Source organism: Arthrobacter rhamnosi, from assembly GCF_054510975.1.
Genome location: NZ_JBTNDN010000004.1, coordinates 215,237 through 229,521 on the forward strand (window position 1 = coordinate 215,237; position 14,285 = coordinate 229,521).

The 14,285-nt window shown below is 71.2% G+C and carries 12 protein-coding genes; 4 read left to right on the forward strand and 8 right to left on the reverse strand.

Annotation, left to right across the window (positions count from 1 at the left end):
* Positions 1–62 precede the first annotated feature (62 nt).
* Positions 63–863, forward strand: a complete 801-nt coding sequence (locus tag ACX80J_RS11480; protein ID WP_459347857.1) for an RDD family protein — start codon at positions 63–65, stop codon at positions 861–863.
* Between the two features lie 27 nt (positions 864–890).
* On the opposite strand, the gene ACX80J_RS11485 is transcribed toward ACX80J_RS11480, so the two are convergent.
* From ACX80J_RS11485 to ACX80J_RS11500, 4 genes are all read right to left on the reverse strand, one after another.
* Positions 891–2,192, reverse strand: a complete 1,302-nt coding sequence (locus ACX80J_RS11485) for a L,D-transpeptidase (RefSeq protein WP_459347858.1) — start codon at positions 2,190–2,192, stop codon at positions 891–893.
* Between the two features lie 166 nt (positions 2,193–2,358).
* Entirely contained in the window at positions 2,359–3,858 is a 1,500-nt protein-coding gene (gene ahcY / locus ACX80J_RS11490; protein WP_459347859.1) for an adenosylhomocysteinase, read from the reverse strand.
* 58 nt (positions 3,859–3,916) lie between these two features.
* Positions 3,917–4,105, reverse strand: a complete 189-nt coding sequence (locus ACX80J_RS11495) for a Trm112 family protein (protein ID WP_459345141.1) — start codon at positions 4,103–4,105, stop codon at positions 3,917–3,919.
* 107 nt (positions 4,106–4,212) lie between these two features.
* Positions 4,213–4,599, reverse strand: coding sequence for a DUF3499 domain-containing protein (locus tag ACX80J_RS11500; protein WP_459345140.1), 387 nt, complete (start codon positions 4,597–4,599; stop codon positions 4,213–4,215).
* A gap of 126 nt (positions 4,600–4,725) precedes the next feature.
* Between ACX80J_RS11500 and ACX80J_RS11505 the strand changes: the two genes are divergently transcribed.
* On the forward strand, positions 4,726–5,220 hold the full coding sequence (locus ACX80J_RS11505; RefSeq protein ID WP_459345139.1) for a metallopeptidase family protein: 495 nt from the start codon (positions 4,726–4,728) through the stop codon (positions 5,218–5,220).
* 34 nt (positions 5,221–5,254) lie between these two features.
* On the opposite strand, the gene ACX80J_RS11510 is transcribed toward ACX80J_RS11505, so the two are convergent.
* Genes ACX80J_RS11510 through ACX80J_RS11520 form a run of 3 tightly spaced genes read right to left on the reverse strand, consistent with a single transcriptional unit; the run spans position 5,255 to position 11,219 of the window.
* Positions 5,255–7,042 (reverse strand): DUF5719 family protein, encoded by a 1,788-nt coding sequence (locus tag ACX80J_RS11510; RefSeq protein WP_459347860.1) that lies wholly within the window; start codon positions 7,040–7,042, stop codon positions 5,255–5,257.
* Complete coding sequence (locus ACX80J_RS11515) at positions 7,039–10,647, reverse strand: glycosyltransferase family 2 protein (protein WP_459347921.1); 3,609 nt, start codon at positions 10,645–10,647, stop codon at positions 7,039–7,041. The genes ACX80J_RS11510 and ACX80J_RS11515 overlap by 4 nt, the downstream gene beginning before the upstream one ends.
* Positions 10,626–11,219, reverse strand: coding sequence for a WhiB family transcriptional regulator (locus ACX80J_RS11520; protein ID WP_459345137.1), 594 nt, complete (start codon positions 11,217–11,219; stop codon positions 10,626–10,628). The genes ACX80J_RS11515 and ACX80J_RS11520 overlap by 22 nt, the downstream gene beginning before the upstream one ends.
* A 240-nt stretch (positions 11,220–11,459) precedes the next feature.
* Here ACX80J_RS11520 and ACX80J_RS11525 point away from each other — a divergent pair, with 240 nt between their 5' ends.
* Positions 11,460–12,227, forward strand: coding sequence for a TIGR03089 family protein (locus ACX80J_RS11525; RefSeq protein WP_459345136.1), 768 nt, complete (start codon positions 11,460–11,462; stop codon positions 12,225–12,227).
* On the opposite strand, the gene ACX80J_RS11530 is transcribed toward ACX80J_RS11525, so the two are convergent.
* Positions 12,202–12,777: a GtrA family protein gene (locus ACX80J_RS11530; protein ID WP_459345169.1), complete on the reverse strand. Its 576-nt coding sequence runs from the start codon at positions 12,775–12,777 to the stop codon at positions 12,202–12,204. The genes ACX80J_RS11525 and ACX80J_RS11530 overlap by 26 nt on opposite strands.
* Positions 12,778–13,086: 309 nt before the next feature.
* Here ACX80J_RS11530 and ACX80J_RS11535 point away from each other — a divergent pair, with 309 nt between their 5' ends.
* Complete coding sequence (locus ACX80J_RS11535) at positions 13,087–14,241, forward strand: 5-(carboxyamino)imidazole ribonucleotide synthase (protein ID WP_459345135.1); 1,155 nt, start codon at positions 13,087–13,089, stop codon at positions 14,239–14,241.
* Positions 14,242–14,285: the final 44 nt, after the last annotated feature.

Sequence of the window (14,285 nt, forward strand, 5' to 3'; positions counted from 1 at the left end):
CGCGGAGCGGCTATCCGCCCCGGCACCGGAATCGCACAGCAGCAGCTGCCCAGGGGGAACATATGAGTTCGGTCGTCACCGGTGAAGCAGTCGTCCTGGAGCTTCGACCTGCCGGCTTCGCCGCCCGTGGGCTGAGCGTCCTCATCGACGTCGTCGCCCAGGTCATCCTCGCGATCCTCCTCCTGCTGCTGATCGGGAACGTCTTCGACGGCATCCTCGACGCCGCGCTCACGAGGGCGCTCGTGCTCGTCGTCGTCGTCCTGCTCCTGGTCGTCCTTCCGGTGACCGTGGAGACCCTCACCCGCGGGAAGTCGCTGGGACGCCTGGTGATGGGCCTGCGGATCGTGCGCGACGACGGCGGTGCGATCCGCTTCCGCCACGCCTTCATCCGCGGCATGCTCGCCATCCTGGAGATCTACATGCTCGGCGGATCGCTCGCGTTCATCGTGTCCCTGTTCAACGAGAAGTCCAAGCGCCTCGGCGACCTCCTCGCCGGGACCTATGCGATGCGGGAGCGCGTCGTCGTCCGGCCACGCGCACTCGCCGTCATGCCGCCGGGGCTGCAGCAGTGGTCGGAGACCGCCGACATCGGCCGCCTCCCCGATGCCCTCGCCCGCAGGATGTCGCAGTTCCTGGCCTCCGCGCCGAAGCTCACGCCCCAGGCGCGGCACACGCTGTCCGTCGACCTCGCCGCCGAGGCGAGCCACCACGTCTGGCCCCCGCCGCCCGGGGCCACGCCGCCCGAGGACTTCCTGCACGCGGTCATCGCCGCGCGCCGGGACCGCGACTACGCGGCGATGATGCGGCAGCGGGAACGGACGGAAGCGACGGCGGCGAGGCTCCACACCCTGCCGTTCAGCTAGCGCTCGCAGCCCGCGTCGGCGGTCCGCCTACGGCTGGTTGACCCACTCGTCCCAGGGGACGTTCCAGTCACCGAAGCCGTCCCAGACGTACATGGGTCCGTACCCCGTGTTCAGGATCTTGACCACGTCGCCCGGGCCGAAGGTGTTGTAGAAGTACTCCGCGCCCTCGGGTGACATCCCGATGCAGCCGTGGGAGACGTTGAAGCTGCCGAGGGCCACCTGCGCCCCGGGCAGTGCCTCGTGGACGAAGGCACCACCGTTGCTCAGCCGGCTCGCGTGGTTCACGACGGTGGGCGGGTAGTACGCGGGGTCTCCGGGCTTGAGCCCGATCGATTCCGCCCTGAACTGCGTGGATTCGTAGTGCTCCATCACCACCATGTACCCCTCGGTGGAGGGCCACTCCTCGGTGCCCAGCGTGATGGGGAAGGTCCGGTCCAGCTTCCCGTCGAGGTACACGTTCATGGTCTTGGTCTCGTTGTCGACGACGGCGATGCGCGCGTTGTGCGTCTTCACGGTCATCGTCGTGTCGGCATTGCCGATCATGCCGTTGCCGAGGTCGACCCCGAAGAGGTTGAGCTTCACCGTGATGGTGCTGTTGGGCGCCCAGAACGTCTCGGGACGGTAGCGCACCTTGGTGTCGGACAACCAGTAGAAGGCACCGGGCTGGCCGCTCGTGCTGGTCACCGTGATGGCCTTCTCCACCGCATCGCGGTTCGTCACGGGCTCGCTGAAGGTGAACTCCAGGGGCTGGCCGGTGCCGACCGTGCTTCCGTCGAGCGGGAACAGCGAGGCATCGGCGGCATGGGCGGGATCGACGGTCACGAACGTCGATATCGTGTTCTGCGCCTGACCTGCGGAGTCGAGCACGGTGTAGGAGAACGTGTACTGGGTGTTGAAGGCGAGCCGCTCGGTGGCGGTCCAGCTCGCGCCGTCGGCGGAGATGGCCCCGGCCACCGGCGTGCCGCCCCCGCTGGGTATCAGTTCGACGGCGTCGAGCGTGGCACCCTCGACCGTCACGGCCGCGACCGTGGCCGGGTTGACCCCATAGGCCTGATCGGTGGGGGTGACGCCCAGGGTGTACTCGCCGGCGGGGCCCTGGGACGCAGGAGGCTGCGGGGCTGCCGGAGCGGTCCGGGCCGGGACCGACGACGGGGACGAGGGGTACGACTGCGGGGCCGAGGACGGCGGGCCGCCGGCCGACGCGTCGTTCCAGGGTGATGCCGTGGCGATCCCGACGCCGCCCCCGATGACGACGACCGCCGCGGCTCCGATGGCGGCGATCTTCCAGCCCTTACGGCGTGGCACGGCCTCGTTCGATTCCTGTTTCATGCATCCGCCCCTCACGTAGCTGCCCGGAAGCGACATTACGCGACGGGGCGGGCCCCGCCGGGCAGGCGGGACGCAGTTTTGACAACGATTCGGCCGCTACCGGGACCTCGTACGGGTCCGGTAGCGGCCGAAGGAAAAGCGCTCGAAGGAACGGCGCCGGTGGGTTCTAGTAGCGGTACTGCTCGGGCTTGTACGGCCCGGCCACATCGACATCGAGGTACTCGGCCTGGCCCTTGGTCAGCTCAGTGAGCTCGACGCCGAGGGCGTCGAGGTGCAGGCGGGCCACCTTCTCGTCGAGGATCTTGGGCAGGACGTAGACCTCGTTCTCGTACTCGCGGTTGCCCTCGGCGTCCTCCTTCTCGAACTTGGTGAAGAGTTCGATCTGGGCGATCGTCTGGTTCGCGAAGGAGTTGCTCATGACGAAGGACGGGTGTCCGGTCGCGTTGCCGAGGTTCAGCAGGCGGCCCTCGGACAGCATGATGATCGAGTGCTTCTCCACGCCCTCGGCCTCGGTCGCCGGGATGACCCACTCGTGGACCTGGGGCTTGATCTCGATCTTCTCGACACCGGGGATGCGGGCGAGTCCGGCGATGTCGATCTCGTTGTCGAAGTGGCCGATGTTGCCCACGATCGCCTGGTGCTTCATGCCTGCCATGTGGCGGGCCATGATGACGTCCTTGTTACCCGTGGTGGTGATGAAGATGTCGCCCTGGCCGAGGACGGTCTCGAGCTTCGCGACCTGGTAGCCGTCCATGGCGGCCTGCAGGGCGCAGATCGGGTCGATCTCCGTCACGATGACGCGGGCACCCTGGCCGCGGAGGGCTTCGGCAGCGCCCTTGCCGACGTCGCCGTAGCCGCAGACGACGGCGACCTTGCCACCGATGAGGACGTCCGTGGCGCGGTTCAGCCCGTCGGGGAGGGAGTGGCGGATCCCGTACTTGTTGTCGAACTTGGACTTCGTGACGGAGTCGTTCACGTTGATGGCCGGGAAGAGGAGCTTGCCCTGCGCGGCGAGCTGGTACAGGCGGTGCACGCCCGTCGTCGTCTCCTCGGTGACGCCACGGATACCGGCGGCGATGGCCGTCCATTTCTGCGGCTCGGACTCGATCGTGGCACGCAGGGTGTCGAGGAACACGGTGTACTCGTGGGAGTAGTCGGCGTCGCCCTCCTGGGGGTTCGCCGGCACGGCGCCCAGGGCCTCGAACTCGGCGCCCTTGTGCACGAGCATGGTCGCGTCGCCGCCGTCGTCCAGGATCATGTTGGGGCCGAGGCCCTCGGCCTGTCCCGGCCAGGTGAGGATCTGGGTGGCGGTCCACCAGTAGTCCTCGAGCGACTCGTTCTTCCAGGCGAAGACGGGGACGCCCGCGGGCTCCTCGACGGTGCCCTTCCCGACGACGACGGCCGCTGCGGCCTCGTCCTGCGTGGAGAAGATGTTGCAGGATGCCCAGCGGACCTCGGCCCCGAGGGCGGTCAGAGTCTCAATGAGCACGGCCGTCTGCACGGTCATGTGGAGGGAGCCTGCGATGCGGGCACCTGCGAGGGGCTGCGTGTCGGCGAATTCGCGGCGCAGCGCCATGAGTCCGGGCATCTCGTGCTCCGCGAGGCGGATCTGGTGGCGCCCCGCCTCGGCGAGCGAAAGGTCGGCAACTTTGTAGTCGAACGTCATGGTGTGCTGTTCCTAGCTGGAGTTCGGAGGATGCGGGGGCAGTGCGTGCGCTGCTGCCCTAGGAGGCGCGGACGGCGCGCAGTCCGGCGCGGAGGAGCACGGGAATGCCTTCGTCGAGCTCGTAGGTCAACGCCCCACCGTCGGGCCCCTCGGCGGTGGACCGGAGGACGGCGCCTTCCTGGACCAGGCGGGAGCCGGTGACGGGGCACCGCAGGACGTCGAGCAACTGCTGTGGGAGGTTCGCCATGGGAAAGCTTTCGCTCGGGGAGGTGGGGATTCTGCGTCCCATTCTACCGCGAGGGGGTTCGGCAGCCTCAATCGGTGCCGGAGGATGCGATGTTGGACGGCGCGGTGTCAGGGGTCCCGCAGGATCCTCAGGTGGCCGCGCCGGGGACCGGTGACGCCGGCCGGGGGCTCCATGGGCGCCCTGCTCCCACGCTGGGGAGTCGCGGGCTGCTCCGTCGAAGGCTCCGCCGCGGCTTCCCGAACCGCATCGGCGAGGGCCAGGAGGTCGTCCGAATTGTGCTCCGGTACGACGTCGGGAAGCGTCAGGCGGACCACCTCCCATCCCCTGGGCACGGTCAGTCGCTCGGCGTGGACCGCGCAGAGGTCGTAGGTGTGGGGTTCCGCGTACGTCGCGAGGGGACCGAGCACCGCCGTCGAGTCCGCGTAGACATAGGTGAGGGTGGCGACCGCCGACCGCTGGCAGGCTGATCTCGAGCATTGACGGAGTGATCCCACGATCGGCAAGCCTACCGGGGATTGCGGCCCGCGCGCCCCGTGACGCGCTCCGGGGGCTGCGCAGCCCGCGATGACAACGCCTTTCGGGGAGTGCAGGCGGGAGGTTCAAGGCTTACAGTTCTTTACATGCACGATGCTTCCACTTTTTCGGTCAACCTGACCGATCCGACGGCCCCGGAAGGCCGTTCGGCGAGGTCGTTCTACGAGCGCCGGCGGAACCGCCGTGGGCGCGGCATGCGTGGCGAACTGCTCCCCCCGCACCTGCCCGGCTCGCGCTCGAGGTCGGAGCAGTTCGACGACTGGGTGATGGAATCGGCGCAGCGGCTCGAGCGGCTGTGGGGCGAGCGCATCCAGGACCTGCAGATCGTGGTGCAGGAGATTCCCGACGGCCTCGAGGACATGACGCCCGAGACCCTGCGGGGCCTGCTCGGGTCGTGCTCCCCCGCGGCACCCGGACAGCCGGCGGTCATCACCATCTACCGCCATCCCGTGCTGATGGCGGCCAAGTCCCTCATGCCGGTCAACGAACTCATCCACGACGTCGTCGTCGAACAGACCGCAGAGCTCATGGGGCTGGCGCCGGAGGCCGTGGACCCCGCCTACGGTCGCTCCCAGGCCTGAGCCCACGGCGTTCTCCGCCGGCCGGACGGCCCGGCTAGTAGCCGAGTTCCACCGGGATGCTCAGCGGGCCCATGGTGCCCGCCGGCACGCCTGCCACCGAGATCCCGGCCCGCGCCCCGGGAAGAGTCATGACCTGCGCACCGTAGACCGGGTCACCCGTCGCAGCGATGAGGACGGCTGCAGGTGCCCGGCCCAGTGACGACGACGGTACCGACACGGAGGTGCCTCCCGCGATCCCGATCACGACCGGCGTCCCGAGTGCGCCACCGGCGGCGACGGGGGTGAGCGTGACCTCGCCCCTGCCGCTCGGCGCGCCGAGCACGAGGGCGGTGTCCACACCCTCGGCGAGGGCCATGGCGGAATCGCTCCCCAGGCGGACGGCGGCGGGAGCCGACGCGAGGTCGACGGGCTCGCCGTCGTCGACGCCGCGCGTAACGCGCGCCGATGCCACCACCGAGACGTCGGAGGCGATGGCGATGGTGTAGCTGCCCTCGGGCAGGGACGCCAGGGGCACGGCGGCCACGGAACCGGCGGTCGCCGTCACGACTCCCCCGCCGGGCAGCTCGACTTCCCCGTCGGGGCCGTAGACCTTGATGTCGAGGACGGCGTCGCTCGATCCGGGTACGAGCACCTGCAGCTCAGGGGCGGCGGCGGCGTATCCCTTCTGGTCACGGATACGGCGCGCCGTCGCGGAGTCCTGGACGACGACGCCGGGCACCACCTGGGCAGTGCCGGCAGGGGCGCTGGGCGAGAGCAGTTCCACCCCGCCGGGCGTGAGGCGGCGGAGGACACTCTGCTGGATGACGCCTGCGATGCGTCCGCCGTCGCTGCGGACGCGGACGGCCACGCGGTCCTGGTCGCCGGCCAGCGCTGCGAGGACGATGCTGCGGGTCTCGCCGGGCGCGACCAGCTGCCCGCGCGTGCCGGCTGCCTCGATGGGCCCGTCCTGCCCGTACAGCTCGAGGGTCACAGCGGCCGGCGTCCCGGTCGGGTTCGTCAGCAGGAGGACCGAGGACTGGCCGACGGCGGTGGCGGCACCGACGAGCCAGAAGTCGCTCGAGGGCACCTGGCAGGCCGTCGCGGCGAGCCCGCGGAGGTCTCCGTCACCGGCGGTGTAGGTGGAGGTCGCTGCGGCAACGGGTGTGAGGCCGCCCTGGGGCTGCGCGCGGAAGACCGAGGCGTCCGCGACCCGGACCCCTCGGGAGACACCGGCGACGCGATTGGTCAGGCCGTCCGTGCCACTGCTTGCAGGACGCTTCGCCAGGGACGCCTCGGGCGCGAACTCCTCGATGAGTGACAGCGGCTTGCCCCCGCCGACCGGCAGCAGCCCGCTTCCGGTCAGCGTTGCACTCAGGTCACTGAGCACCATCCCGGACACGGTCGTCTTCGCGGTGGCGGACGCGGGGCTGAACTCGGGATCCGCGCCCTCGATGGCTGCCTCGAGCAGGCGGGGCGGGGCGGGGCAGACCGCGGTGTAGTCGCCGGCCGGCACTGCGGCCACCGGCACGGGGCGGGCGGTGTCGGACGGCGGGACAAGGGCATCCGTGACGGTGCCCGAAGCGATGGCCGCTGTCGCAGCAAGGAGGAGGACGCCCGTCGCCGCACCGACCGCGGTACCGACCCGGGCCCGACGCACTGCGCCGGCGCCGGTCCCTGCCGCCCTGTCGCGGGCGACTGCCCGGGCGGCGACGGCGCTGTCGACGGACTCCGGGGTCTCGGCACCGGGCCCGCCGCGGTCCTGGAGTCCCGCGCTCGTCGCCGTGCCGCGGTCCTGGGATCCCGCGCTCGCCGTCGTTCTGTCGCGCTTGCGTCCCCGGTTCACGATCGGCCTCTTCCACTGGTCACGGGCTGGGAATCGTCCGCCAGGCCGTCGGCCTCTGCGCGCGACCCGGTGGTCGGATCGGAGGGGTCCGCCGGGACGGGCTGGTCGGTCCGGTCGGAGGGGACCGTCAGGACGGGCGGGGCGGTCGGGTCAGTCAGGTCGGCCCGGTTGGAGGAGGCTGTCACGACGGCCGGGTCGGAGGGTTCTGCCAGGTCGGCCCGGTCGTCCGGGTACGACGGACGACGCCGGTCGGAGGAGTTCGGGCGGCGGCCGCCCGGCGGCCGGACGACCCGCGGTCGCGACGGGATGGGAATCGCCAGGAGCACGGTGAGCCCGAGGATGATCGCCTGCGCGGTCTCTGCCCAGGGCTGGTAGGGACTCACGTAGGAGACCGCCACCGTTCCGCCGTCGGCGGGCAGTGCGAAGGCCTGGCGCCATCCTGCCGACGTCGTCTGCAGCCTGCGCCCGTCGAGGGTCGCCTGCCAGCCGGGGTCGGCTTCCTCGGCGAGGACGAGGGTCCTGCCCTCGGCCCCCGCCGCGATGGTGCCTCGTGCGTCCAGTGCTCCGGACGCGACCAGCTGCTCCGTGCGGCCGTCCGCGTCGACCACCCGGACGCGTGCCGTGCGGTTGCCTGCGTCCTCCGTGCCGTCGTCGAGCACAGGGGCGACGCGCCACAGCCGCCCCGCGTCCGTGTCGCCCACGGCTGTGAGGCCCGGGACGGAGTCGATGCGGCCGCTGAGGAAGCCACCCGTGGTGCCGGCTTCCCGGAGGACCACGAACCCGACGCCGAGGTCGCGGAGGTCCTCCCGCGGGTCCGCACCGGTAGCGCCGACGATCACGGCGACGGTGGTCCGGAGGAGCCGCGCGGACTCGCTGTCCTCGCGCAGTGCGTCCCCGCTTCCCTGCAGGGTGCGGGCGGCGACCACCGGGTTCAGCGCATCCAGGGTAGTCCCGGATCCGCGCATGAGGGAAGCGCCCACGATGTCGTCGTCGTCGCCGACGGTGATGACCAACGTTCGCGTGCGGTCGGGTCCGATGCCCCGGTCCGCGGCGGTGGCGGGCAGGGGGCGCTCGGCTGCGGGTTCGAGGACGAGGCCTGTGCCGAAATCGGTGGTCCCGGCCCCGGTGTCGGGCGCCTCCTCCGCCGGGGCCCCCGGGAGGACCACGGGTTCGGCGGCTCCGGCGGGGGGACCGGCGAGCTCGGGTGCCAGCCACAGGCCGAGGCTGAGCAGCGGTCCTGCGGCGAGAACGATGCCGCCCGCGATCCGCACCGGTCGACGGCGTGCGCCGGGACGTGCAGCGGGCGCCTCACCGTCCTGCGGACCGGGCAGCCCCGAGAGTCCGGCCGCCAGGAGGCACAGGGACATCACCGACACGAGCGGACCGGAGAAGGGCGGGACCAGGGAGGTTGCGGCCACCGCGACAGGCAGCGCCGGGGCAACGGCCGCCAGTGCGAGGGCGAGGACCGTGACCAGCCAGAAGAAGCGCACAGCGGTGCGGTGGCCGCCCCGGCTGAACAGCGCGGCGGCCGCCAGCACGAGAACGGGCCCGCCGATGACGACGGCGGCCACGAGTGCCGGCCCCGCCCCGAGGCCGCCGGCCGATGCCGGCGGGAGCAGGGGCTGGAAGGACACGGGGAAACCGAGGAGTTGCTGCCAGGGGGCAGCCGAAGCGAAGGGAACCGGGACGCCGGGATCACCGAGGAGTCCGCGTGGGTTCCGCAGCGCTGACAGGGCATACGGCAGATGCAGCGCCACGACCGGCAGGAGCGTCCACCACAGAGTACGGGCGCGGCGTCGGCCCGCTACCAGGGCGAGGGCGAGCCCGACGAGCGCCAGAGGGAGAAGGGACGGCGCGGAGGCGGTGACGACGGCAAAGACCAGCCCGGCGGCCGCCGCGGCGGTCCAGCTCCGGGTGCCGTTGATGCCCGGCGTGATGATGCCCTCGGGCAGCGCGCGTGCCGCCTGCGCACCCCCTACCGCCCGGACGATCCCGAGCAGCGCCAGCGGCAGCAGGACGTGGGCGATCAGGGCGCCGAGGCGCCCACTGCCCAGTGCCACCTGCAGGGCGGGTGCCGCTCCCCAGAAGAGGGCGGCCCACAGGCGCAGGCCGCGCGAGCGCGTGAAGGCCGCGGAGGCGAACCATGCGGAGAGCCCCGCCAGCGGCAGGGCGCAGACGATCGTGACGACGACGGCGGTGTTCGCCGAGCCCAGTCCCAGCAGGGAGAGGAGCCAGAGGACGTAGGTGAACGGGGAACCGTGGGCGGCGGATCCGGTGCCGAGGCCCGTCCACCATGCGGTCGCGCTGTCCCAGACGGCACCGGGTGTCTGTGCCACCGGCAGCAGCGCACCGCCCACGAGGGCCTGCGGTCCGACCAGCCGGTGAAGGCCCACGAGGGCCGCGGCCAGAAGCACGACGACGGCGACGACGGCGCCCGCCCCGACCCACGGCCGGGCGGGAGCTGTGAGTGCGGCGAAGTCATCGTGGCTGTCGCCCGATGGTACGTACTCCTCCGTGGCCTGCAGTCCCTCCGGGCCGCTGTAGCCCCCGCGTGAGGTGAAGGCGTCGAGGACGGACCTGCGGTGGGACCAGACGTCGCGGCGGGAGGTCACCAGGGACAGGACGATCGACCGGGGCAGTGTCCTGCTACGGGCGGCGGAGCGGCGGGACCGCAGGAGGTGGAATGGCCGGAAGACCCCGCCGAGGCTCCCGAGCAGTTGTCCGGTGCCGTGCGCGGGGTCCTTCGCCAGGAGCCCCAGGAGGAACCGGACCAGGCCCCCGAGCACGGCTCCGACAGCCAGGAAGGGCACGATCCACGGGGCCGCATGCTTGAGCCGGAGGTACACCTCGGCGGCACGGGCGGCATGGGGGGTGGACGCAGGATGCGGCCGGGAACTCGCGTGGCGCAGGACGGCGTGGGGTACCACCACCACCCGGTTGCCCGCGAGGCGGTTCCGCCAGCACAGGTCGACGTCGTCGCCCACTCCGTGGAAGGCGGGGTCGAATCCGCCGAGGGCGTCCCACACGTCCCGGCGCACGAGCATTCCCGCGGAGTTGACGGCGAAGACGTCGCTCCGGGCGTCGTACTGCCCCTGGTCGTGCTCGTCGACATCGATGAGCGTGAGGCGCTCGGCCCACCTGCTGATGGACAGACCGACGTCCACGAGTTCGCGGGGGTCGTCCCAGGCCACCTGCTTCGCTCCCGCGACAGTCACCGAGGGCGCACGCTCCACGGCGAGGAGGAGTTCGGCGAGCGCGTCGGGCTCGGGTGCGGAATCGTCATGGAGGAGCCAGAGCCAGTGCTGCGTACTCCCGTCCTCCGAGGTCCGGGGTGCAGGGATCTCGGCGACAGCGGTCCGCACCGCGGTGCCGAATCCGGCCCGCACAGGCGCTCCGACCACCGGGCTCCCGGCCGGCAGCTGGAGCTGGAGGATGGAGGCGGAACCGTCCGTCGATCCACTGTCGACGCCGACGCAGAAGTCGGCGGGGCGGGTCTGGCGTTCGAGGGCTTCCAGTGTTCGCGGGAGGTACGAGGCGCCATTGTGGGCTACGACGATGGCGGCGACACGGAGGTGGAGCTGAATCAGACTGCTCGCTTCCGCAATCTGCGCCGCTCGCGCTCGGAGAGGCCACCCCAGATACCGAAGCGCTCGTCGTTCTCCAGCGCGTACTCGAGGCATTCGGACTTCACGATGCAGGCGCCGCAGACCTTCTTGGCGTCACGGGTGGAGCCGCCCTTCTCGGGGAAGAACGCCTCCGGGTCCGTCTGCGCGCACAGCGCGTCGGCCTGCCAGGAGAGTTCGCCGTCGTCGTCCGGGTTGCCCGGCACCAGCGGCAGGCCGACCCAGGCCGGCTGCCCGGCGGGGGCCGAGTGCGGCCGTGCGTCCTCGAGCTCGTCCGGCAGGATGCCGGAGGTCTCCGGATCCAGGCTGGGCAGGACGAACAGGCTGCTCGGACGGTCCTCGACGTCGGGGAGTGAGGTCAGCGCCTCATGCGCGGCGAGGAAGGCCGTTGCCTGGTCCTCGAGCACGGAGCGGGTCTCTTCACGGTACCGCTCCCCTGCCAGGGGGTCTGCGGGGTCCAGGAACCAGTCGGCAGGAACGCCCCGTGAGCCGTAGCGGGCCGAGGCCTGCGCTGCGATGTCTGGTCGTTCCTGAATGCGTTCTGCCTGCCCCATGTCAGCCTTCCCGGTGTTGCCGTTCCAACATCAGCATGGGTCGACCCTCGCGCCCCGCTGCTGGAACAAATCCGATGAGCTAATTACACGTGTGTAAGTCCGACCCGTCAAGCGGGGAGGGAATCTTATAGACTCGGAAGCAGACATTCACGGGCGCCACGCCGATTTGACTACCTGTTCGACTACCTGCTTTTGGTGGCGAACCCGAGTAGTCCGGCCGCCCAGAACGGAAGGGCCATCATGCCACAGACACCTGCAGGGCTCCTGGCCAGGCTGCGGTCCGTCCATCCCTCCTCGCCCCGTCTCGTCTGGCACGGCCGGGACGGCCGGATCGAGCTGTCGGGGCGCGTGTTCGACAACTGGGTGGCCAAGAGTTCGAACCTCCTCGCGGACGAACTCGACGCGGCCGGCGGCACCCTCGTCGAGTTCGACCTCCCCGTCCACTGGAAATCCGTGGCGCTCGCCTTCGCGTGCTGGCAGGTCGGCGCCGTCACCGTCCTGCAGGACGGAGTCCTCCCCGACCCTGCTCCCCCGGTCTCCCCCGGGCACCCGCAGGGGGCCGACATCGTCCTGTCGTCGCACGAGGGCGCCGACGTCGCCCCGCCCCGCCTGCTCGTGTGCGTGGCGCTCGGGTCCCTCGCGCTCCGGTGGGACGGTCCGCTGCCCCGGGGTGCAGTGGACTTCGCGGCGGAGGTCCGCTCCCACGGCGACGTCTACCTCGGAGAGCCCGGCGCCGGCGACGCCCCGCTCGTCTCCACCGGCGGCCGGTCCCTGGCGGCCGCGGACCTCGCGGGCCTCGTGACGCTGCCGCCCGCCGGGGACTCCGGTAGCTCCGGTGACGCTCCCACCGTGCTCCTCGAACCGGGAACGGACCTCCTGCGCGTGCTCGCTGCCGCCCTCGCCGTATGGCAGCAGGACGGCACGCTCGTCCTCGTGGAAGAGGGCGTCCCCGTGACCGACCGTCTGCTGGCCGGCGAACGGGTCACGGGCCGGCTGGGGACTGCCTGACCGGCTCGGCCGCCTCGACGGGCATGTCGACCGGTCCGTCGGCCGGCTCGCCCGCCGCGACCGGGTGATCGCCCGACTCCGCGCTGTGCGGGTGGAGGATCTCCTGGTCGTGGCTGAACTCGGGCTCGGCGTCGAGCTCGGCGCTGAAGACCCAGAAGCGGTAGGCGACGAAGCGCACCAGGGTGGCGAGCGCGGTGCCGAAGATACCGACCAGGAAGAGGGGGCTCGGCTCCGTGACGTCGAAGACGTACTTGGCGACCCAGACGCAGCCGGCCGCGATGCCCATGCCGATGACGTTGATGAAGATGAACATGACGAGCTCGCGGGCGGCGTTGGGCTGCCGCCGGTGCCGGAAGGTCCAGTAGCGGTTCGCCACCCAGGCGAAGATCGTCGCGACGCCGGCGGAGACGAAGCGGGCCTTCACCTCACTACCGCTCATGGGACCGTGGATCAGGTACCAGTACAGGCCGTTGTCTATGACGAAGGCCACTCCGCCGACGGCACCGAACTTCGCGACTTCGCGCCAGAAAAGGGACGCGAGGCCCCGCATCCGATCCATCAGTCCTGCCACTGCAACCTCCACGGTCTGAATGAGAACGCCGTGAATCCCGGGGGGAGACCCCGGCGATTGCAGGACCAACCGCGACAGGGGCCAGCAGAGCGAGCCACCCCGGCTGACCTTTGCATGGCGTGTTTCGTCCTATTTTACGGTGTGTGTGCTACTGCAGGGTTGCCGGACGGACTCCGGCAGCCTGAGAGTCCGCCGGGAATCCGTGGTAGCGGAGGTGCCCGCGGCTGCCCGGAGGAGGTGCGGCCCGGGAGCGATGCCGGGAGCGGCCCGCTCGGTAGGTACCCTGTGATGGTGACTTTTCCAGTAGTAGGCGTGGTCGGCGGCGGCCAGCTCGCGCGCATGATGGCCGGTCCCGCAGTCGAACTCGGGCTCACGCTCCACGTCCTCGCCGAGGGACCCGACGTGTCCGCGGTGGCCGCCGTGGCCCACTCGAGCGTGGGCGACTACCGCGACCCCGAGACCCTGCGGGCGTTCGCCGCCGGGGTCGATGTCGTGACCTTCGACCATGAGCACGTGCCGGGCGAGCTCCTCGACGAGCTCGCCCGCGAGGGCGTCGCCATCCATCCCTCACCGGCTGCGCTGCGCCACGCCCAGGACAAACTGGTGATGCGACGGGCCGTGGAGGAGCTGGGCCTGCCGAATCCCCGATGGAGGGCCGTCAGCGGCACGTCCGACGTCGAGGCCTTCGCGGCGGAGACGGGATGGCCCGTGGTCCTGAAGACCCCCCGCGGCGGGTACGACGGCAAGGGGGTCCTCGTCCTGCGCGACGCCGACGGGCTCGCGGCCGCGGAGTCCTGGTTCACCGGCGGGGAGCTGCTGGTGGAGCAGTTCGTCCCGTTCAGCCGTGAGCTCTCCGTGCTGGTGGCGCGCCGTCCGTCCGGCCAAGCCGTGACGTGGCCGGTCGTCGAGTCGATCCAGGTGAACAGCGTCTGCGACGAGGTGATCGCACCCGCACCGGACCTGCCCGAGGACGTCGCCGCTGCCGTCACCGCAGCCGCGCTCCGCCTCGCCGAGAGCCTCGATGTCACCGGCGTCATGGCCGTCGAACTGTTCGAGACGCCCGGCCTCGGTGCCGGGTACCTGGTCAACGAGCTCGCCATGCGTCCCCACAACTCGGGCCACTGGACCATGGACGGCGCCGTGACGGGCCAGTTCGAGCAGCACCTACGCGCGGTCCTCGACCTGCCGCTGGGAGCGACGGACCCCGTGGGCCGGCACACCGTGATGAAGAACATCCTCGGCGGACCGAACCTCGACATCTACGCGGCGTACCAGTCGGCGTTGTCCTCAGGACCATCGGCTAAAGTGCACTTCTACGGCAAGGACGTGCGTCCCGGCCGCAAGATCGGACACGTCAATGCGCTGGCGGCCCCGGAGGAACCGCTCGAAGCCGTCCGGGCCCGGGCCACGAGGGTTGCCGCGATACTCCGCGACGGCGCCTGACGACCTCGCCAGGACCGACGGATCGACCGGCCGGGACCGACGGA